The organism is Luteolibacter rhizosphaerae, from assembly GCF_025950095.1.
Classification (GTDB): Bacteria; Verrucomicrobiota; Verrucomicrobiia; order Verrucomicrobiales; family Akkermansiaceae; genus Haloferula; species Haloferula rhizosphaerae.
The window spans coordinates 78,516-98,454 of sequence record NZ_JAPDDR010000003.1 but is presented as its reverse complement, the minus strand read 5'-3'; the positions used below and the strand labels follow the sequence as shown (position 1 = coordinate 98,454).

Sequence of the window (19,939 nt, the reverse complement as noted above, 5' to 3'; positions counted from 1 at the left end):
GATCAAACAAACGATTCATCCAAAGCCCCGGCTGCGAAAGCGGCCGGGGCTTTTCTTTTATAAACGTAGTAATTCAGCGGTTCCGGCCTGAGGAACGCCCGGGGAAGAAAGGGGAAAAGGAGCCCGGGATGCAGAGCACTGTCTATCTGTTAGATCGCAAGTAGAGCGGGAGAGGTGTCGCGAATCGCACGAAATTGCACATGAAGCGATGCATGCCCGATTCTGCGGAAACAAATTTGATCCGGTTCTAAACCTTTTCAAACGGCCGGACGTCAACCCCACCTAGCGTCGATTTCCCATGAGACGCCAGCCTCCCTGAAATCCAAGTAATCAAACCCTCGATCTCTTCCCGCAGCGGGCAAGATTCCGTCCCCGTTTCCCCGGACCCGAGTTTCCTCCCCGTTACGGGCTGGATCGTGGTGATTCCACGTCCAACCCATGAATATCCGTACTGAAGACCCCACAACCCGTACCTCCCTGATTTCCACGGCGGTTCGGAATTCCTGCTACTTCGCCGGCATCCTTGCAGGCTCGTCCCTGCTGCCTGCCGCACTGGGAGCAGATATCCAGTGGACCGGGACGACCGGCACCTGGACCAACACTGCCAACTGGTCGACCGGGACGATCCCGGGACCGGACGACTTCGCGTGGGTCGGGAACGGTGGCACGGTGCAGATCGCGCCCGGCGATCCGATCTGGACCACGCAAGACTTCCGCACGGGTGCGGGCGGTGCGGCAGGCACGATGGACCAGACCGGCGGTCTGGTGAATATCACGAGCTGGTTCCGCATGGGTGTGGATCCCGGCTCGACGGGCACGTACAACATGAGCGGTGGCGTGCTGAACATCCGCAACGCGCGCTTGAACCTGGGTGAGAAGGGCGCGGGCGTGCTAAACATGACGGGCGGCTTGATCGTGCATGGCAACGGCCAGTTGATCGCGGGTAACCGTGACAACGGAGCGGAGTCCGGGCCGACGGCCACGGGGGTGATCAATCAGTCCGGCGGAACCTTCACCAACGAGAGCGAAGTGTGGATCGGCTTCGGGGTGAACGGTGACAATACCGACTTCGGCACCTTCAACCTCACGGGTGGAACTTTTAACGTGCGGCGCTGGTTCGTGATGGGCCGCACCGGTGGCGAAGGCGTGCTGAATGTCTCCGGGGCGAACACCTTGGTGGCGAAGTCGGGCGAGGATGGCCACATGATCCTGGGTGACGTGGCGGGTGGTAACAACCCGAAGGGCACGGTGAACCAGAACGGCGGCACGGTACAGCTTGGCTCCGAGTGCTGGATCGGCCAGACGGCCACTGCCACGGGTATCTATAACCTGAACAGCGGGACGATCCTGGCGAACAACTGGTTCTCCTCCGGCCGCGCTGGCGGCACCGGAACCTTCAACATGAGCGGCGGCAACCTGGTGAAGACTGGCGGCGGCAGCATCTCCATCGGCGGCGGTGGTGGCGCGTCCGACGGTACTTGGAACCACAGCGGTGGCCTGATCGAAGTCCGCGAAGGTTCGGTGTTCGTGGGTGAAAACGGCAGCGGGATCGGGCGCTACACGCTCTCCGACACGGCCGAGCTGCGCGCGACGAATCTTGTGGTTTCACAGAGCGAGACGGTGGATGGAGTGCTGACCCTGAACGGTGGCACAGCACGGGTGGCGCGGATCTTCCGCGCTGCCACCGATCCGCTGGCCTTGGGTACGGCGAACTTCAACGGCTCGCAGATCATCGCCACGAGCGACCAAGCGAACTTCATCTCCGGACTGACGACGGCGGATGTGCAGGCGGGCGGACTGTTGGTGAACAGCGACACCTACACGCTGGGGACGCCGCAGCTCTTCACCGGTAGCGGCGGTATCACCAAGAGCGGCCTGGGAGTTCTAACGATCAATGCGCCTTGGGATCCGACCGGCGCGAGCGCGGTGACGGGCGGGGTGCTCGGGATCAACAGCGGCACCTTCAGCGGCGCCTCCCTGACCCTGTCGAACAGTGCGGCGATCACCGGGGATAACTCCGTGATCGCGGCCCCGCTGACGGTGGCCGCGAGCGGCGGCACGATCCTGCATAGCACGGCTTACTTCAATCCGATCGAGTTCGGGAACCTGACGCTGAACGGACCGACGAACCTGGACTTCTCCGATGCGGCGCTGGCCCCGGGTACTTATACGGTGGCGACCTACACCGGGACGCTGACCGGCGGTGGCAACCTGAAGCAAACCCGTCCTGGCTCGATCAGCCTAGCGACGGCGGGCGAGATCAACGTGACGGTAGGTGCGGTGCGCAACCTGACTTGGACCGGCGCGACGAACAGCAACTGGGACATCTTCAGCACGGCGAACTTCAATGACGGAGTGGGTGCCGTGGCCTTCGGCCAAGGCGACAGCCTGAGCTTGGGCGACTCCGTGGGTGCCACGCCGATCACGGTGAGCGGCGCGGTGCGCCCGGCAGCCCTGACGGTGAACAACAGCGCGGGCAATACCGTGACGATCAACACCGCCCACGTGAACTCCACGATCACCGGCACGGTGGCGCTGGCGAAACAGGGCGACGGCAAGGCGCTACTCGACATCGATGCGACCCTGAGCTCCACCTCGAGCGTGGCGATCACCGGTGGGGAACTGCAGGTGGGCAACGGCGGGACGACCGGATCGCTGGGTCTGGCACCGATCAGCAACAGCGGCGTGCTGCACATCAACTTGAACCGAGACCGGATCTTCACCAATGCGATCACGGGAAGCGGCACGGGTAGCTTCGTGAAGAGCGGCACGGGCAATGTGACGCTCACGGGCGCCTTCAGCAACCCGGGCACGACGACCGTGAATGGTGGTCGCCTGACGCTGATCTCTCCGGCCGTGCCGGCAGGCGCGGGTGCAGCGGGCACGGGAACGACAATCGGCGCGGGTGCGGAAATGGATATCCGGGTGACGGCAAACACCGAGTATTTCAGTGTGCTGAATGGCAGCGGCAAGCTGATCAAGACCGGCGGTTCGGAGCTCTTCCTGAATGGCGATAACACCAACTTCACCGGAGATATCGAAGTAAGCCGCGGCGGTGGCAATTCGCTGAACATCCGCCACGTCAACGCTCTGGGATCGACCAGCGGCAAGACGGTGGTGCGCGGCCTGAACGGCACCGGCGGCCAGCACCTGAACATCCGCAACCTGGGTGGAGTGGGTCCCTACACGGTGGCCGAGCCACTGGAGCTGCGGGCGAGTGCCTTCGGCCGTGCGGGCTTCACGCACGAGGGTGGCAGCCAGACGCTGAACTACACGGGCCCGATCGGGGTTTACTCGACCGGACGCTCCGCAGTGAACATCCGCAACTTCAACGCCACCTCAACGCTGAACCTGCAGGGTGACATCACGGGAACGATGGGTGGAGCCACCCTGTTCGTCCGCGGTTCTTCCGGTCCGATCAACATCACCGGCGGTATCGATATCTCGGATGACGCGGAGCTTCTCTTCACTGAAGGGGTGCGTGTCCGCATCGGGGCGGCAGGGAAGAACTACAAGAACTTCCGGACCTCGGTGGTGAACAACAGCCAAGTGCGGCTGCTGCGCGACGACACCCTGCCAATCGAACAACCGGTTAACATCGGTGAGGGGGCGAGCAACAACGTCTCGAAGCTGATTCTGGGTGAGAACGCCGCGCCAATCGTCCAGACCGTGAGCGGTCTGACGGTGGGCAACACCTTCGCGGGCAGCGCGATCGTGGGCGGTGCCACGACCAACTCAACGCTGACGGTCAACACCCCAGGCAACTTCAACTACACCCTGCCCTTCGGCGGTGCGGCGGCGAACGAGAACAACCTGAACATCGTGAAGTCCGGGCGCGGCACGCTGACGCTCTCCGGCGCGGTGGCCAGCACGCACACGGGCACGACGACAGTGAACGGCGGCACGCTGCTGGTGAACACCAGCATGACGACCAGCCCGCTGACGGTGCAGGCCGGCGGCACGGTGGGTGGCAACGGCACGACGGGTGTGCTCGCGGCAAGCGGCACGACGGGTAACACGGCGAACATCGCTCCGGGCAACAATGCGGTCGGCACCCTGACGGTGAACGGCGGCACAACCCTGGGTGCGGACTCCGCGATCAACTGGCAGCTCAGCGGCTGGTCCGGTGCGGCAGGCACGGGCTACGACACCATCGGCTCGGCGGCTGGCGTGAACATCACGGCGACTGCAGCGAACCCGGTGCGTATCCATGTCACGCCGACGGCGCTGGCTGGCTTCGTGGAAGAGAATCGCAGCTTCACGCTGATCTCGACGACGGCGGGCGTGACGGGCTTCGCGGCCAACAAGTTCGTCTTCGATGCCCCGGGCTTCACGGGCACGGGTAGCTTCTCGGCACGCGTCGACGGCAACAACCTGGTGATCGACTACACGATCGCACCGCCTGCGAACAACTACACGAGCTGGGCGGCGACGAACGGCGTGACGGGTGGCCCGGCGGGCGATTCGGACGGCGATGGCATCGTGAACCTGCTGGAGTATGCGCTGAATCTGAACCCGGCCGGCTATGATGCCAACACGGGGACCTTCAACGCCGGCACGAACACGATCACCTTCTCCAAGCGTGCGGAAGCGGTGACGAACGGTGACTTGACCTACGCGATCGAGACCTCGTCCACGATGCTGCCGGGTTCCTGGAGCCCGGCGACGCCGACGACGGATACCCCGACGGAAATCAGCTACACGCTGCCGACCGGTCAGGGCCGCATCTTCGCCCGCCTGCAGGTGACGCAGAACACTCCCTGATCCCAAAGATCACCCGTAAGGAAGTAAAACGAGAGCCGCCCGGTGAAAGCCGGGCGGCTTTTTTCGGGGGAGGGGTAAGGCGTCCAAGGGGGGAATCAAGCGGAGGGACGCGATGTTTGTTAGAGCCGGGGTTTCGGTTTTTTTCGGGGGAGGGCGGCGTTGTCCGGGGAGGATGCACCCAGCCGGAATGACGAAGTCATTCCGCTACTATGGATATAGTGGGACGTGAGCCCGGTTTCGTCCGCCTGAAGGCGGGACTACTTACCCTTGGTGGCGGGCGTCGCTTGTGCGGGCTTACTTCACGAGGCGCTCGGCGAGGTCCCAGTTCTCGTGGTAGCGCTTGAAGCTGCGGAGGGCCCACTCGGCTTCGGCGAGGACGACCCAGTGGCCGGCGGAGTCCTTGGCGATCATGCAGCCTCCGGGGAGGTCGTCGGTGGGGGCGTTCTGGCCGGCGACGGGCTCGCCATCGAGCATGAGCCAGCGGATGACGGTCCATGGGGCGTGCTCGAGGATGACCTCCGCGCCGTATTCGGTTTCGAGGCGGTATTTGAGCACTTCGAATTGCAGCGGGCCGACGGCGCCGAGCATGAGGGTGGTGCCGGCGGCGCTTTCAAAAAGCTGGGTGACGCCCTCGCGCACGAGCTGGTCCATGCCGGCACGGAAGCGCTTGGCAGTGGCGGTGCTGCGGCCGCGGATGGAGGCGAAGCACTCCGGCGGGAAGATCGGGATCTCGTCGAACTTGATCGAGGAGTCCGTGGTGAGGGTGTCGCCGATCTCGAAGGGCTGGTTGCCCACGAGGCCGACGACGTCGCCCGCGAAGGCTTCGTCCACGATCTCGCGTTCCTGGGCGAAGAGCTTCTGGGAATTCGAGAGGCGGATCTGCTTGGCGGCGGAGCCGTGCCAGACCTGCATGTCGCGCTCGAACTTGCCCGAGACGATGCGGATGAAGGCCATCCGATCGCGGTGCTTCGGGTTCATGTTCGCCTGGATCTTGAAGACGAAGCCGCTGAAGCGCTTGTCCTCGGGCTCGATCAAGGTATCGCCGGACTTGCGGCCGGAGGGCTCGGGGGCCATGGAGAGGAAGCCATCGAGCAGGAGCTGGATGCCGAAGTTGTTCGCGGCGGAGCCGAAGAAGATCGGGGTGAGTTCACCCTTCAGCACTCGTTCCTGATCGAAGGGGGCGCCGGCGATGTCGAGCAGCTCCATCTCCTCGATCGCCTTGTCGACGAGGTCGCCATCGACGTGCTCGCGCACGGCGGGGTCGGTGAGGCCGAGGACGGAGACGGGGGCGCGGTAGGCACCGGCCTTGGTCTTCTCGAAGAGGTTGAGCTGGCCATCGCGGCGCTGGATGATGCCGCGGAAGCGCGGGCCATCGCCGAGGGGCCAGTTCATCGGGTGGGAGGCGATGCCGAGGACGTTCTCGATTTCGTCCACGAGGTCGATCGGCGAGCGGGTCGGCCGGTCGAGCTTGTTCATGAAGGTGAAGATCGGGATACCGCGGAGGCGGCAGATCTCGAAGAGCTTGCGGGTGCGGGCCTCCACGCCCTTACCGGCATCGACGACCATGATCACGGCGTCGACGGCGGTGAGCACGCGGTAGGTGTCCTCCGAGAAGTCCTCGTGACCGGGGGTATCCAGCAGGTTCACGTGGAAGCCGCCGTAGGTGAACTGGAGGACGGTGGAGGAGATGGAGATGCCGCGCTGCTTCTCGAGCTCCATCCAGTCGGAGGTGGTGGCGCGGCGGTCGCGGCGGGAGGTGACGCTGCCGGCGAGATCGATGGCGCCGCCGTAGAGGAGGAATTTTTCCGTGAGCGTGGTTTTGCCGGCATCCGGGTGTGAGATGATGGCGAGGGTGCGGCGGATGGAAGAAGGATGGGACACGGCGGCGGGCGGGGAGGGAAACACGGGGGGCGGGCGCTGCCAAGGACCGATCCCGGGCGGGGCGGAGGGGTGATGCCGCGCCAACTTTCCGCAAGGAGGCACCAGCAAGGGCGGGGCGGGGGAGGTTAAGGATGGAGCTTCGTCCGCCGATGAGTGCTTCACCTTTCCTTCAGGTCCCGATCCGGCTCCAGCATCAGGCGCCGGAGGTTTTCGAGCGGCTGGCCGAGATCGGCATGCTGTGCGTGCGTGCGAAGAACCTGACGGGGGAGCTGGTGGCGATCGCGGATCCGGCGGGCTTGGCGATGGAGTCCGGAGATTCGCTGTTGTTTCCGGGGCTGGGGCTTTCGGTGGCGCGGGAGCGGGTGGTGGGGCTGCATGCGCTGCGGATGGCGAGCCTGCCGCAGAATCCGGGCATCCTGGAGCTGGATTTCACGCAGGGCCGTTTCCCGCTGGCCTTCGCACTGCCGGACGAGCTGGCCGACGGGGCGCGGCTGCGGGAGTTCGTGGCGGAATTCTGCGTGGAGGAGGTGGAGCTGATGGAGCTGCTGCGGTGGCGGGATGGGCTGTCGGCTCCGGTGGAGGCCTGCCCTTGCTGCAAGGCGGCGGCGGCGGAGCGGCGGGCGCGGCCGGACCTGCATCCGCTGGCGCCGATCTTGGCGGATCTGGTCGAGTTGCAATTGCCGATGCACTGCCGGATCCGGGGGGATGGCTTCGATTTCTCGCGCTTCATCGAGCCGCGGCGGGTGTCCTTCGAGGGCGGGGCGATCACGCTGAATGACGATAGCGGCGAGTGCGTGCTGCGGGTGGACCCGGCGCAGGCGCATGCGTTGTGGGTGCTGCCGCTCTGTTCGGACGGCGAGACGCGGAGCTCGGTGCGGATCTACGATACCTTCGGGAGCATGAATCTGGAGTTCTCGGTGCCCGATGACCGTTTCGTGAAGCCGTGGCAGGGGTATTGCAGGGCGGCTTGTCCGTGATCGGCGGGTCCGCATTTTTAAGGGTTGTTCAAGTGCTTGCGCTGGCGAGGCGGCTCAGCAAGTTTCGGGATTCTTGCAGCAGTGATCCTGAAACGACTCCGTCATGAAACCCGCGAGCTCCACATGGCCTTGGAGGAGCGCCTTCCTTTGCTGAGTCCGGAGCTGTCGGTGGGCGATTACCGTGCGTTGCTGCGGCGCTTCCACGGGTATTATGCACCGCTGGAGGAGGGGCTGGTGAAGGCGGGGCGGTGGCGGGAGATCGGGCTGGATTGTCCGGAGCGCTTGAAGGTCGGGGCACTGGAGCGGGATCTAGCGGTTCTGGGAGATGACTCTGCGAGGATTGCCGCGCTGCCGCGCTGTGCGAACTTGCCGGAGGTTGAGTCTTTGGCGGGGAGCTTGGGGTGTTTCTATGTGATCGAGGGGGCGACCTTGGGCGGGCAGATCATTTCGCGGCACTTGTTGCAGAATTTGAATCTGACTCCTGAGACCGGGTGCGCCTTCTTCTCCGGCTATGGTGCGGAGACCGGATCGCGCTGGAAAGCCTTCGGCGAGATTCTAACAAATGCCACGCGGGAGGGAGATGGCGATGCGATCGTGGCCTCCGCGAACCGAACTTTCAGCACGCTCTCGGAGTGGCTGTTCCGAAACGATTTTCCTCCTTCATGAATGTCTCCTACTCATCCGTGCCGGTTCCGCCGTGGGAGAACGGTGCTTACAGTATCAAGCGCCACGGGGTGACGATCTCGAATTGCGATAGCGAGCCGGTGCAGACGCCGGGCTGCATCCAATCGCACGGGGCGCTGCTGGTGCTGCGGGCAGAGGATTTCACGCTGCTACAGGCCAGCGAGAATCTGGGCGATCATTTCGGGATTCCCGCGGCGGAAGCCTTGGGCAAGCCGCTGTCCTTGTTCCTCGGGGACGAAGGGGAGCAGAGGTTGCGGGATTTCATCACGAAGGAGCGCACCGAGCGGAACCCGCTGTATGCTTTCACGGTCAGCCTGAAGGGCGACTATGATCTCATCGTGCATACCAGCGAGGGGCTGGTGATCCTGGAGGCGGAGCCTGCGGCTCCCGCGGAATCGCCGCTGCCGGACTACTACGGGATCGTGAAGAAGGCGGTGACGCGGCTGCACGAGGCTCATTCCCTGCAGGGGTTCTGTGACGTGCTGGCAGAGGAGGTGCGGGGTCTAACAGGGATCGACCGGGTGATGGTCTATCATTTCCACGAGGACTTCCATGGCGAGGTGGTGGCGGAGGCGAAGCGCGAGGACATGGCGCCGTGGCTGGGCCTGCACTATCCGGCGGAGGACATCCCTTGGCCCGCGCGGGAGATCTTCAAGAAGATCTGGGTGCGACCGCTGCCCGATGCCGCTGCCCCGGTGATGGAGTTGGTCCCGCTGGCGAATCCGGACAGCGGGAAGCCCCTGCTGATGACCCATTGCGTGCTGCGCGGGGCCTCGGTGATGTACACCGAGTACTTGCGGAACATGGGGGTGGCGGCCTCGCTGACCATGTCGCTGATGGTGGATGGCGAGCTATGGGGGCTGATCGCGTGCCAGCACGAGACGCCGCGACGCTTTCCCCACCAGATCCGGGCTGCTTGTGAATTCATGGCGCAAGTGGCTTCGCTGCATCTGCGGGCGGTGGAGCAGCGGGAATCGCTGGGCTACCGGTTGAAGATCGAGGAGGTGCACAACCGTGTGATCACGAATGCCGCGCAGGATGCGGATCTGGGACCGTTGACCAGCGCCTCGCCCAATCTGTTGGATACGCTGGATGCCGGTGGTGTGGCCGTGTTCCACGGCGACCGCTGGTGGAAAACGGGCAGCACCCCCACCGATACCCAGCTGGATTCGCTGAAGGACTGGCTGCTCATGCGGCCCGAGTTCGAATCACCCGTGAGGCCGATCTACACCACCGATTCGTTGGTGCGGGACTTCCCGCCGGCGGCAGGCTTCGCCACCGTGGGGAGTGGCTTGCTGGCCCTCACGCTGTCGCGCCGCCGCCACACCTTCGTGCTGTGGTTCCGCCCGGAAACGATCCAGACAGTCAACTGGGGCGGGAATCCGCATGACAAGCCGGTGGTTACCGGCCCGCACGGACCGCGGCTCACCCCGCGCCGCTCCTTCGAGATTTTCACGGAGTCCGTGAAGCATCGTTCGCTACCGTGGAAGCGGGTCGAGGTCGAAGCCGCGCTGCGTTTGCGGGTATTGATCATGGAGCTGGTGGTTTCCCGCACCGAGGAGATCACCGTGATGAATGCGGAGCTGATGCGCTCGAACGAGGAACTGGATGCCTTCGCCTACGTGGCCAGCCACGACCTGAAGGAGCCGCTGCGCGGGATCTCGAAATACGCCCACCAGCTGATCGAGACCGAGGCGCACCGTGGTGAAGAGACCCTGCGGCGCCTGGAGAGTATGAAGCGCCTGGCACTGCGGATGGACTCGCTGCTCGATTCGCTGCTGCATTTCTCGCGGGTCGGCCGGGCTACCCTTAGCCCTCGCCCGGTGGATCTGCAGGAGGTCCTGGAAGAAGCGCTGGAGATCATCGCGCCACGCCTGCAGGAGGTTCCGACGCGGGTGCAGATCCCGCAGCGCCTGCCGGTGATGGAGTGCGACCGCATGCGGGTGCGGGAGGTCTTCATGAACCTGCTCTCGAACGCGCTGAAGTACAACGATAAGGCGGAGCGGGAGATCGAGATAGGATTTGCAGAGTTGCCGGACGGTGGCACGGTCTTCCACGTGAAGGACAATGGCATCGGCATGGACCCCAGGCACTTCGATGTCGTGTTCAAGATCTTCAAGCGTCTGCACGATCGCGAGGCCTTCGGCGGTGGTTCCGGTGCCGGGCTTGCCATCGTCCGCCGCCTGATCGAGCAGCACCGCGGTCGGATCTGGGTGAATTCAAGCCCGGGTGTCGGCAGCACCTTCTTTTTCACCCTCGCTGAATCCCCCTTGGCCCTCGAATGAGCATCTCCCCACCCGGCTATCTTCTCGTATTGGAGGACTCGGACGAGGACTTCGACACGCTTCTCTGCGCGGCGCGCAGGAGCATGCTGCCACACCAAATCCGGCGCGCCACCACCGGCGACGAGTGCCTCGAGATGCTTGAGCGCTCCCGGAACGGGAACGATGACGCTCCGCTCCTGGCCCTGATGGACCTGAATACCCCGCAGACGGACGGTCGGCAGGCGCTGCAATCGCTGCGGCAGAATCCGAACTTCCGCTCCCTGCCGGTGGTCATCCTCACGAGCTCCGGCAATCCGAAGGACCTCGACTACTGCTATCAACAGGGCGCGAATGCCTATCACACCAAGCCGGTGGATTACCCGGAGTATTTGGAAACCCTGCAGCGCATCTTCGAATACTGGCTGCAGGGTGTGGTCCTGCCTTCCAACTGAGGAACGATGGAAGCTCCGGATACCCTCCACCTCCTTTTGATCGAGGACTCACCGGATGACCGCGTGGACGTGCGGCGGATGCTGCTCCAAGGATCGGAGCGCCGGATCCGCTTCAGCGAGGCCACCAGCGGTGCGGAAGCGCTGCGGATGCTGGCCGAGTCCGAGCGGGTGCCGGACTGCATCTTGCTCGACTTCAACCTGCCGGATATGGATGCGATCGAGATCCTGGGCCATCTGCGGGCGGGGGGAGAGCTTACCCTCTGCCCGGTGGTGGTGCTGACCGGCTCGACCAATTCCGGATCGGCGGTGCTTCCGGCTGGAGCGCAGGACTACCTTTCCAAGCGCTGGGCGAGCCCGGAGATTCTTGTTCGCGCGATCGAGAATGCCCGGGAGCGCTATGCCTTGGCGGTGGAGCGCAAGCGGGCCGCGGACCTCTTGCGGGTCAGCGAGGAGTTCAGCCGCACGGTGCTTCAGAGCAGTCCCGACTGTGTGAAGGTGATCGATCGGTCAGGGCGGATCATCTCGCTGAACGAGCCAGGCCGCTGCCTGCTCGAGCTGGATGATCCGAGCGTGATGGTGGGTAGGGAATGGGCGAGCTTCTGGCCGGAAGGCAGCGTGCACGAAGTACGGGCCGCGGTGGAGGGTGCCTTGAAGGGAGAGCTGATCCGCTTCAGGCAGTATAGCCCGACTTTCAAAGGAACTGCGAAGTGGTGGGATGTGCAAGTTTCCCCGGTACTGCGCGCGGACGGCAGCATCGACACGGTGGTGGCGGTCTCCCGCGATATCACCGAGAGCAAGCGGGTGGAGATGCACCTCGCGGAGATCTCCCAGCGCAAGGACGAGTTCCTGGCGATGCTGGCCCACGAGCTCCGGAACCCTTTGGCTCCGCTGTTGACCGGCATGGAAGTCATCCTCGCCTCGCCGGGGGATACCGAGCGCGTGAATCGCATCGCGGGCATGATGAAACGGCAAATCGACCAGATGTCGCATCTCATCGACGACCTGCTGGATGTCTCGCGGATCAATAGCGGGAAGATCGAATTGCAGATGAGCCCGGTGTTCCTGGATGCGGTGCTGAAGCAGTCGGTGGAGGCCACCCACCCCTTGGTCGAGCGCTCCCGTCACCAGCTCACGGTGCGCAACGATGTGCCGGAACTAATGCTCACGGGCGATCATCATCGGCTGGCCCAAGTCATCTCGAACCTGCTCACGAACGCGGCGAAATACACCCCGGACGGCGGCAAGATCGAGCTCACGGCCACGACGGATGCGGATGGAATGCTGAATATTTCGGTGAAGGACAACGGCAAGGGCATCGCCCCGGAGCATCAGGTCCGGATCTTCGATCTCTTCGACCAAGGGGCCTCGGGCCCGAAGGACGGCTTGGGAATCGGTCTCACCTTGGTGAAGTCGCTGGTGAGCATGCATGGCGGGAGCATCGCGGTGCGGAGTGAAGGGGAAGGGAAGGGCAGCGAGTTCATCGTGAAGCTTCCGATCCTGACCGGCGGAGCCGCGGTGGAGGAGGAGAAGCCGCCCCTGCCGAAGGAAGAGCCATCCTTCAAGCGGGTGCTGGTGGCCGATGACGGGAAGGCGACGGCGGATATTCTGGGGATGTTCTTCGAGATGGAGGGTATGTCCTGCCGGGTTGTCTATGACGGCGGGGAGGCGGTGGAAGAAGCCCGGCGGTTCAAGCCGGATCTCCTCTGCTTCGATATCGGGATGCCGGTGCTGAACGGCTACGAGGCGGCGAGGAGAGTGCGGGAGATTCTTCCTGACGCCTACTTGGTCGCCCTGAGCGGTTGGGGGGCGGAGGAAGACCGCCGGAAGTCCGAGCTGGCCGGTTTCGACGAGCATCTGGTGAAGCCGGTGGGCCCGGACGAGTTGCGGCATTTGTTGCGCAGGGCCTTCAGGGCCAGTCAGGAAGGCTGAGCCGGGTGCCGCGTGACTCATGCGGGATTAGCGGTAAATTGCCATCGCCTGTTGAACAGTAATTGAGATTTAGTCTCAATTCATTGAAATCCAAATGGTTGAGACTGCTTCTCAACTCAACTTTTCTTTGCAATGAGTTAGAAAGTGCGGCACGGTTTACCCGAACCAACTTTCTTTGACTTATGACTACCAAGACCGCTACCCGCGCCTGTGCCGCCTGTGTCCATTGGAACAAGCTGGAAGAAGATCACGGCGAATGCCGTCGCCATGCGCCGCAGACCGTTGCTTTCGAGGTCGATGACGAGGTGAAGTTTGAATCGATGTTCCCCGTCACGGCTGCTGACGATTGGTGCGGTGACTACACGCCGGCCACTCAAGCCTGAGAATCCTCCCCGCCTGTTCCTGCAAGCGGGCGATTGCCCTCCCTGAAACGCCCCGCGAACCAAGCTCGGGGCGTTTTTTATGTACGGGTGGCAGCAAGAGGGGTTGCGGCTTGGTGGTGGACGGCGGGCACGGGGCGTGGGAAGGATTGGCAAGCCCGGCGCTTGCGGTCGGGCGGAGTTTGAAATAATCCGTCACTTTCAATCGTTTTACCGCCCCGATCATGCAGAAACCAATCCGCGTTCTTTGCGTGGGAGCAGGCCACATGGGCCGCTCGCACGCGCTAGCCTATCATCGCATCCCCGGCTTCGAGATCTGCGGGATCGTGACCCGTTCGGCCGAGAGCCGCGGGAAGTTGAATGCCGAGCTGGGCGGCGGTTACGCGGAGTTCGCGGACTTTTACGAGGCACTGGCCACCACGAAGCCGGATGCCGTGAGCATCTCCACCTACCCGGACACGCATGGTCCCTATGCGGAGGCCGCCTTCGATGCCGGTTGCCACGTCTTCATCGAAAAGCCGCTGGCGGAGAGCGTGAGCGCGGCGGAGGCGATCGTGGCCAAGGCGAAGGCCAGCGGGAGAAAACTGGTGATCGGCTACATCCTGCGGCACCACCCGAGCTGGATCAAATTCATCGAGCTGGCGCAGACGCTGGGCAAGCCGCTGGTGATGCGCATGAACCTGAACCAGCAATCCTTCGGGGATAACTGGAAGACGCACAAGGCGCTGATGTCCTCCATCTCCCCGGTGGTGGACTGCGGGGTGCACTATGTGGACGTGATGTGCCAGATGACCCGCTCGCGACCGATCCGCGTTTCCGGCATCGGCGCTCGTCTCAGCGATGAGATCCCGGAGGGGAAGATCAACTACGGGGCGCTGCAGGTGACCTTCGAGGACGGTTCGGTGGGTTGGTACGAAGCAGGATGGGGTCCGATGATGAGCGAGGTGGCCTTCTTCGTGAAGGACGTGGTGGGTCCTAAAGGTTGTGCTTCGATCGTGGCGGACAAGGCAGCCTCCGAGGGGCAGAGCTCGAATGTGGATGCGCACACGCAGACGCAATCGATCCGGCTGCACCACTCGCAGCTCACCGCGGACGGAACCTTCGCGAAGTCCGACGAGACGGTGCGCCTGGACGACGAGCCGGATCACGACGGCCTCTGCCACCGCGAGCAGGAGTATTTCCTGAAGGCGATCCTGGAAGACCTCGATCTGGGCGACCACATGGAAGATGCCGTGGCCTCCATGCGGATCGTGGCGGCGGCGGACGAGAGTTTCCGCACCGGCAAGACCATCGACCTTTGAACAGCACCGTCATTCACCCGAGAAACTTGGCGACTCTTCCGACGTATATCCGATTCCCGTAACCATGAAATCCATCCTGCTTATCCTACCGCTGGTCGCGACGGCCGCGGAACCCCAGCTCACCAAGACGCCGCTCTTCAATGGCAAGGACCTCAGCGGCTGGACCGGTGACGGCTATGTCGTGGAGGATGGCGCGATCGTCTGCACGCCGGAGGGCAAGACCCTGGTGACGGAGAAGATCTACTCGAACTACGCGCTCGATTTCGAATTCAAGCTGCCGGCGGCGGGGAACAATGGCATCGGCATCCACTATCCCGGTACGGGCGATGCGGCCTACGAGGGGATGGAGGTGCAGGTGCTGGATAACAGCTCCGAGAAGTACAAGGACCTGAAGCCTTATCAATTCCACGGCTCGCTCTACACGCTGGCCGCGGCGAAGAAGGCTCCGCTGAAGCCGGTGGGCGAGTGGAACAACGAGCGCATCGTGGTGAACGGCGATGACGTGATGGTGATCGTGAACGGCGAGACCATCCTGGAATCGAAGCTTAGCGAGCTGAGCAAGGAGCATGGGGACCACAAGGGCGTGAAGCGCCGCTCGGGTCACATCGCGTTCTGCGGTCATGGCGATCGCGTGGCCTTCCGGAACATCGGGATCGTGGAGCTGGCGCCGCCGGCGAACGACGAGGGAGCGAAGCAGGCGGGCTTCACGAAGATCTTCGACGGCAAGACGCTGGAAGGCTGGGAGCACGAGGAGGGCGACAAGGGCCACTGGGTGCCCGCGAACGGCATCCTGAAGTACGACGGTCATAGTGAGGCGAAGGACAAGGACCTGTGGTTCTCCAAGGAATACGGGGACATGACCGTGATCTTCGACTGGCGCTGGGGTAAGCCCGGGCCGGTGATGAAGCGCCCTATCATCGGGCCGGACGGAAAGGAAACCGGCGAGCAGGTGGACGAGCAGGAGCTGGATAGCGGGATCTACCTGCGCGGTAGCTCGAAGAGCCAGGTGAACCTGTGGAACTGGCCTTGCGGCTCGGGTGAAGTTTACGGCTACCGCACCGACAAGTCGCAGCCGGCGGAAGTGATCGCGGGGGTGACGCCGAAGACGAAGGCGGACAAGCCGATCGGCGAGTGGAACCGGACGATGATCACGATCCAAGGCGACCGCCTGACGGTGACGCTGAACGGCCAGACGGTGATCGAGAACGCCCAGCTCCCCGGCATCCCGGCGAAGGGGAAGATCGCGCTGCAGCACCACGGTGCGGCGATCGACTTCGCGAACATCTGGGTGAAGGAGCTGTGATGGCCTGGATCTGAGTTTGATGAGAGGCCGCGGGAGTGATTCCGCGGCTTTTTTGCGTTTGGGGGAGGAGGGTTTCAACCGCAGATGGATGTGGTGAAGTGCCGAGTGATCAGTGAGCAGTGATCAGCGGAAAGGCAGAGGACGTGGGTGAAGCGATTCGTGGAGCGGATGTTTCCGGCGGCCCTCCGGGACGCCAATGGTGTGGTGGAACTAACCGGTGGCTGCGCTACGCTTGCCGACCGGCTAAGGTCCGATGCCCCTCCGGGGCGGGGAAGCTTGGCGCGAGCAGTCCCAGAATCGTCAGCGATGCTTGCAGGTGTTGGCTTGCTTGACGGGCCATGGGGCTTGCGAGAGTCTTGCGGGGTGAGTCGCCTCCCTCGTTTTCGAATACGTTCTTCCGTTTCCTTGCGAAACGGGGGCGTAGCTCAGCGGTGAGAGCACCCGCCTTATAAGCGGGAGGTCGCGGGTTCGATACCCGCCGCCCCTAGCCCGGTTGTTTGCGATGGAATGTGGTGACTGGGTAGCCGGATTGACAGACGGGTGCGGACCTTCTAGCCAGTGGCCATGCTGCGGAAGCTGCCCTTGGTCGTGGCCCTTGTCGTGATGACGGTGATCCTGCTGCTGTTATCGCGGGAGGATGTTGGAGACATGGGCCCGGTGGCTGAGGAGCGTGAGGCGGTAACATCGCCGGTGTTCTTGCCTGAGAATATGGCAGGCACGGAAGGCATGGCGGTCGAACCAGCAGAGCCGGTGGTGGCGATCGAAGAAACCGAAGCGCCCACGCGACAGAAGGTGTTTCGCTTGGTCCTCGATGGTGATCGCTGTGCTCTGGAAGCCATGGAGGAGGTGAGCGGTCATTTCGGCCGGGAGCGGCAGCAAGAGTGGATGCCCGGCATGTTGTGCTGTCGCTTAATATCAGACGCTGGGGAGGTGCTGGACGAGCGGACGATCCCTGCGCCGGACCGGATGTGCGTGGTGCTGGATCCGAATGTGCCGAACGCGGCGAGCACGGTAGTGCGGATGACGCCGGAAGGGCCCTCGGTTTTTCAGGTGAGGTTCCCCGAGACCGGGGCTGCGGCGCGACTCGAGGTGAGCCGGATCAGCACGATCCAGCGACCGGCGGACCAGTCCACGGCGATCGGAAGTTTGCTGGCCTCCATCCCAATCCCCCGTTGATGAAATCCCTCCTCCTCTTCTTGCTCTGCATTGGCGGAGTCTTCGCACAGGCGACCCTGCATACGGTCCAGAGCACCGGTCCGCGGAGCAAGCGCGTGAACATCGTGTTCTTGTCCGAGGGCTATACCGCTGCTGACATGCCGAACTTCGCGAGCCATGTGAACACGGCGGTGAACTACCTCTTCTCGCGCGAGCCATGGCAGCAATACCGCTCCTACTGCAACGTATTCCGGATCCAGATTGTCTCAAATGAATCGGGCTGCGACTATGGCAGCGCCGGAGTTTTGCGGGACACGTATTTCAATGCCGGCTTCAACACGCCTTCGGTGGGCCAATTGCTCACGCTGGGATCGGGCGGATCCAGCAAGGCCTACCAGCTTCTCAATGCGCATGTGCCGGAGTATCACATGCCGATCGTGCTGGTGAACGACACGAAGTATGGCGGCGCAGGCGGCTCGATCTCGGTGTCCTCCGTGAACTCGCTGAGCCCGCAGATCGTGGAGCATGAGGTCGGGCACTCTTTCGCGAATCTCGCGGACGAGTATGATGCCGAGTATCCCGGCTATACGCCCAGTGAAGCCGCAAACAATACCGCGGTGACGACCCGGGAGCTGATAAAGTGGAATGCGTGGATCCTGCCTGCGACGCCGGTGCCGACTCCGGAGACCTCGACCTACGATAGCCAGGTGGGGCTCTTCGAGGGCTCGATGTATCGCGTGGCGGGCTGGTATCGACCGCACAACAATTCGCTGATGCGGAACCTGAACCGGCCGGTGGGGAACGTGAACCGCGAGCAGTTCGTGAAATCGATCTACCAGCGCGTGGACCCGGTGGAGAGTTGGACGCCGAGCGGAACCTCGTTTGCGGTGAGCGACTACCAGGACCTCAGCTTCTCGGTATCGCCGAAGCTGCCGAGCATCGGCAGCTTGCAGACGAGTTGGTTTGTCGATGGCGTGCAACAAGCGTCGGCAACGAGCCCGAGTTTCTCAGTGAACTCCGAGGTCCTGGGGAATGGTTCTCACACGGTGAAGGCGCGGGTGAAGGATCCGACCACCTTCGTGCGGAACGATCCCTCGGCGCTGCTCCAGCATGAGGTGACATGGACGATCAGCCTGACGAACCAACTGCCGCCGACGCTGGCGGCATGGCGCACGCAGTACGGCGGGGACAATGCCGCGCCCGCGGGCGATGGCTTCCCGAATCTGGTGAAGTATGGTCTGGGCGTGAGCGGGGCGCTGCCGATCGAGGCATCCAAGCGGCCCGCGGCGGGCATCACCACGGTGAGCGGGCAGAAGTATCTCACGCTGACGGTGCCGCGCCGCGCGAAGCGGACGGATGTGAGCTATACGGCGGAGGTCTCCGGTAATCTGAGTTCCTGGGATTCCGGCAGCGGGCACACGGTGGTGGTGGAGGATAGCGCGACCTTGCTGGTAGTGCGGGACGCGAGTCCGATCGGGGCCACGAGCCGCCGCGCGATGCGGCTGAAGGTAAGCGCGCCATAGCCATGATCCGTCCTTATGTGAACGAAGACGCAGCGGCGCTGGCCGGTCTGCTGAGCACGCTCGGGTATCCTGCTACTAGGGATGACGTAGTTGTCCGGATGACGGCTTTGTCCGACTCGCATCACACGCTGGTGGCGGTGGCGGGCGAGAAGGTGGCGGGGTTCATCGGGATTGTCTCGCTGCCGGTCTACGAGCACCCGGATCCCATCGGCTACATCCTCGCGCTATCGGTGAGCCCGGCTTACCAAGGACAGGGTATCGGCAAGGCTTTGCTGCGGGCAGCGGAGGATTGGTTCCGAAGGGAGGGGGTGAAGGACATCCGGGTGAGCAGCGGGCTGCAGCGGGAAGAGGCGCACCGCTTCTACGAGCAATCCGGCTATGCGAAGACGGGATACCGCTTCCGGAAGTCGCTGGCGGAGGAATTCTAACTCCCGAGGCGGCCCTCCGGGGTTGCCCCGGGTCCGCTTCGCCGCGTAGCCTGCCCGCGTGTCCGGCAAGAACATCGTTTACTTCGACCTCGAGACCCAGCGCAGCTTCGGCGACGTGGGTGGTTCCGCCCACAAGGACAAGATGGGCATCTCCGTGGCGGTGACCTACAGCACCGCGCGCGGCGGCTACCGGATCTACGGGGAGGAGCATGTGAACGACTTGGTGGACGAACTGGTGCGCGCGGATCTCGTCGTGGGCTGGAATCACGTGGAGTTCGATTACCCCGTGCTGCAGGGTTACACGATCTACGATCTGCCAGCCCAGACGGTGAATCTGGACATGATGCTGGACCTGCAGGAGAAGCTGGGTTTCCGGATGAAGCTGGAGGCTGCGGCTTCCGCCTGCCTGGGCACGGGCAAGTCGGCCGATGGTCTGGATGCGCTGCGCTGGTGGCAGGAATACAAGAAGACGGGCAACAAGGAGCCGCTGATGAGGATCGCGGAGTACTGCGCCTTCGACGTGAAGGTGACCAAGTGCGTGCACGAGTACGCGCTGGCAAACGGCCACGTGAAATTCCACGACCGCGGGGGACACCCGCAGGAGATCGCGGTGGGCTGGGCGTGAGGGGCGGGGAGTATGTCCCGATGCCCTTCGCTTAGACCCAACCGATCATGCCCATGACGCCCCAGACTGAGCTTACGAAGGCGAAGATCAGGAGAAAGATGAAGACGTAGACGCTGACGTCGATCTGCTTGCGGGTCATGGCGCGGGGGTTTTAGGGCGGCTGGCTCGGGGCTGCCAAGGAGATTCGCTCGGATCGGGCTGGTTGCCAGCGCGGGTCCGATCAACGGAAACGTCACAGGGGCGTGGAACAAACCGTTTGCAGGATCAAACAAG

14 protein-coding genes and 1 tRNA gene are annotated in these 19,939 nt (G+C 63.5%); 14 read left to right on the top strand and 1 reads right to left on the bottom strand.

The genetic code is table 11. From position 1 onward, the window contains the following. The first annotated feature begins 438 nt into the window (after positions 1 to 438). Positions 439 to 4,764 (top strand): beta strand repeat-containing protein, encoded by a 4,326-nt coding sequence (locus OJ996_RS06240; RefSeq protein ID WP_264512340.1) that lies wholly within the window; start codon positions 439 to 441, stop codon positions 4,762 to 4,764. 294 nt (positions 4,765 to 5,058) lie between these two features. On the opposite strand, the gene OJ996_RS06235 is transcribed toward OJ996_RS06240, so the two are convergent. Next, a complete protein-coding gene (locus OJ996_RS06235; RefSeq protein WP_264512338.1) occupies positions 5,059 to 6,645 on the bottom strand; it encodes a peptide chain release factor 3 in 1,587 nt (528 codons plus the stop codon). A 149-nt stretch (positions 6,646 to 6,794) separates the two neighbouring features. Here OJ996_RS06235 and OJ996_RS06230 point away from each other — a divergent pair, with 149 nt between their 5' ends. The 13 genes from OJ996_RS06230 (at position 6,795) to OJ996_RS06170 (ending at position 19,666) form a co-directional block, all read left to right on the top strand. Then, positions 6,795 to 7,622: a hypothetical protein gene (locus OJ996_RS06230; protein ID WP_264512336.1), complete on the top strand. Its 828-nt coding sequence runs from the start codon at positions 6,795 to 6,797 to the stop codon at positions 7,620 to 7,622. Between the two features lie 81 nt (positions 7,623 to 7,703). After that, positions 7,704 to 8,288 carry a biliverdin-producing heme oxygenase gene (locus OJ996_RS06225; protein ID WP_264512334.1) on the top strand — a complete coding sequence of 195 codons (585 nt, stop codon included), beginning with the start codon at positions 7,704 to 7,706 and terminating at the stop codon, positions 8,286 to 8,288. After that, positions 8,285 to 10,591 carry an ATP-binding protein gene (locus OJ996_RS06220; RefSeq protein ID WP_264512332.1) on the top strand — a complete coding sequence of 769 codons (2,307 nt, stop codon included), beginning with the start codon at positions 8,285 to 8,287 and terminating at the stop codon, positions 10,589 to 10,591. Before OJ996_RS06225 ends, OJ996_RS06220 begins: the two co-directional genes overlap by 4 nt. Next, positions 10,588 to 11,022 (top strand): response regulator, encoded by a 435-nt coding sequence (locus OJ996_RS06215; RefSeq protein WP_264512330.1) that lies wholly within the window; start codon positions 10,588 to 10,590, stop codon positions 11,020 to 11,022. The genes OJ996_RS06220 and OJ996_RS06215 overlap by 4 nt, the downstream gene beginning before the upstream one ends. Positions 11,023 to 11,028: 6 nt before the next feature. Next, the gene (locus OJ996_RS06210) at positions 11,029 to 12,951 is read left to right on the top strand and encodes a hybrid sensor histidine kinase/response regulator (protein WP_264512328.1); all 1,923 of its coding nucleotides are present in this window, start codon (positions 11,029 to 11,031) and stop codon (positions 12,949 to 12,951) included. A gap of 182 nt (positions 12,952 to 13,133) precedes the next feature. Further along, positions 13,134 to 13,334, top strand: a complete 201-nt coding sequence (locus OJ996_RS06205) for a hypothetical protein (RefSeq protein ID WP_264512326.1) — start codon at positions 13,134 to 13,136, stop codon at positions 13,332 to 13,334. 221 nt (positions 13,335 to 13,555) lie between these two features. Beyond that, positions 13,556 to 14,632, top strand: coding sequence for a Gfo/Idh/MocA family protein (locus tag OJ996_RS06200; RefSeq protein ID WP_264512324.1), 1,077 nt, complete (start codon positions 13,556 to 13,558; stop codon positions 14,630 to 14,632). A 64-nt stretch (positions 14,633 to 14,696) separates the two neighbouring features. Then, on the top strand, positions 14,697 to 15,935 hold the full coding sequence (locus OJ996_RS06195) for a 3-keto-disaccharide hydrolase (protein WP_264512322.1): 1,239 nt from the start codon (positions 14,697 to 14,699) through the stop codon (positions 15,933 to 15,935). 414 nt (positions 15,936 to 16,349) lie between these two features. Next, positions 16,350 to 16,422, top strand: a tRNA-Ile gene (locus tag OJ996_RS06190). 77 nt (positions 16,423 to 16,499) lie between these two features. After that, positions 16,500 to 17,111 carry a hypothetical protein gene (locus OJ996_RS06185; RefSeq protein WP_264512320.1) on the top strand — a complete coding sequence of 204 codons (612 nt, stop codon included), beginning with the start codon at positions 16,500 to 16,502 and terminating at the stop codon, positions 17,109 to 17,111. Then, positions 17,111 to 18,613 carry a M64 family metallopeptidase gene (locus OJ996_RS06180; RefSeq protein WP_264512318.1) on the top strand — a complete coding sequence of 501 codons (1,503 nt, stop codon included), beginning with the start codon at positions 17,111 to 17,113 and terminating at the stop codon, positions 18,611 to 18,613. Before OJ996_RS06185 ends, OJ996_RS06180 begins: the two co-directional genes overlap by 1 nt. Before the next feature lie 2 nt (positions 18,614 to 18,615). Continuing rightward, positions 18,616 to 19,041, top strand: a complete 426-nt coding sequence (locus tag OJ996_RS06175; RefSeq protein WP_264512316.1) for a GNAT family N-acetyltransferase — start codon at positions 18,616 to 18,618, stop codon at positions 19,039 to 19,041. Positions 19,042 to 19,099: 58 nt separating this feature from the next. Next, complete coding sequence (locus OJ996_RS06170) at positions 19,100 to 19,666, top strand: ribonuclease H-like domain-containing protein (protein WP_264512314.1); 567 nt, start codon at positions 19,100 to 19,102, stop codon at positions 19,664 to 19,666. Positions 19,667 to 19,939 lie beyond the last annotated feature (273 nt).

Coding starts and splice junctions, on each gene's coding strand:
- OJ996_RS06240 (WP_264512340.1), top strand. CDS start 439: ATGAATATCCGTACTGAAGACCCCACAACCCGTACCTCCCTGATTTCC.
- OJ996_RS06230 (WP_264512336.1), top strand. CDS start 6,795: ATGAGTGCTTCACCTTTCCTTCAGGTCCCGATCCGGCTCCAGCATCAG.
- OJ996_RS06220 (WP_264512332.1), top strand. CDS start 8,285: ATGAATGTCTCCTACTCATCCGTGCCGGTTCCGCCGTGGGAGAACGGT.
- OJ996_RS06215 (WP_264512330.1), top strand. CDS start 10,588: ATGAGCATCTCCCCACCCGGCTATCTTCTCGTATTGGAGGACTCGGAC.
- OJ996_RS06210 (WP_264512328.1), top strand. CDS start 11,029: ATGGAAGCTCCGGATACCCTCCACCTCCTTTTGATCGAGGACTCACCG.
- OJ996_RS06205 (WP_264512326.1), top strand. CDS start 13,134: ATGACTACCAAGACCGCTACCCGCGCCTGTGCCGCCTGTGTCCATTGG.
- OJ996_RS06200 (WP_264512324.1), top strand. CDS start 13,556: ATGCAGAAACCAATCCGCGTTCTTTGCGTGGGAGCAGGCCACATGGGC.
- OJ996_RS06195 (WP_264512322.1), top strand. CDS start 14,697: ATGAAATCCATCCTGCTTATCCTACCGCTGGTCGCGACGGCCGCGGAA.
- OJ996_RS06185 (WP_264512320.1), top strand. CDS start 16,500: ATGCTGCGGAAGCTGCCCTTGGTCGTGGCCCTTGTCGTGATGACGGTG.
- OJ996_RS06180 (WP_264512318.1), top strand. CDS start 17,111: ATGAAATCCCTCCTCCTCTTCTTGCTCTGCATTGGCGGAGTCTTCGCA.
- OJ996_RS06175 (WP_264512316.1), top strand. CDS start 18,616: ATGATCCGTCCTTATGTGAACGAAGACGCAGCGGCGCTGGCCGGTCTG.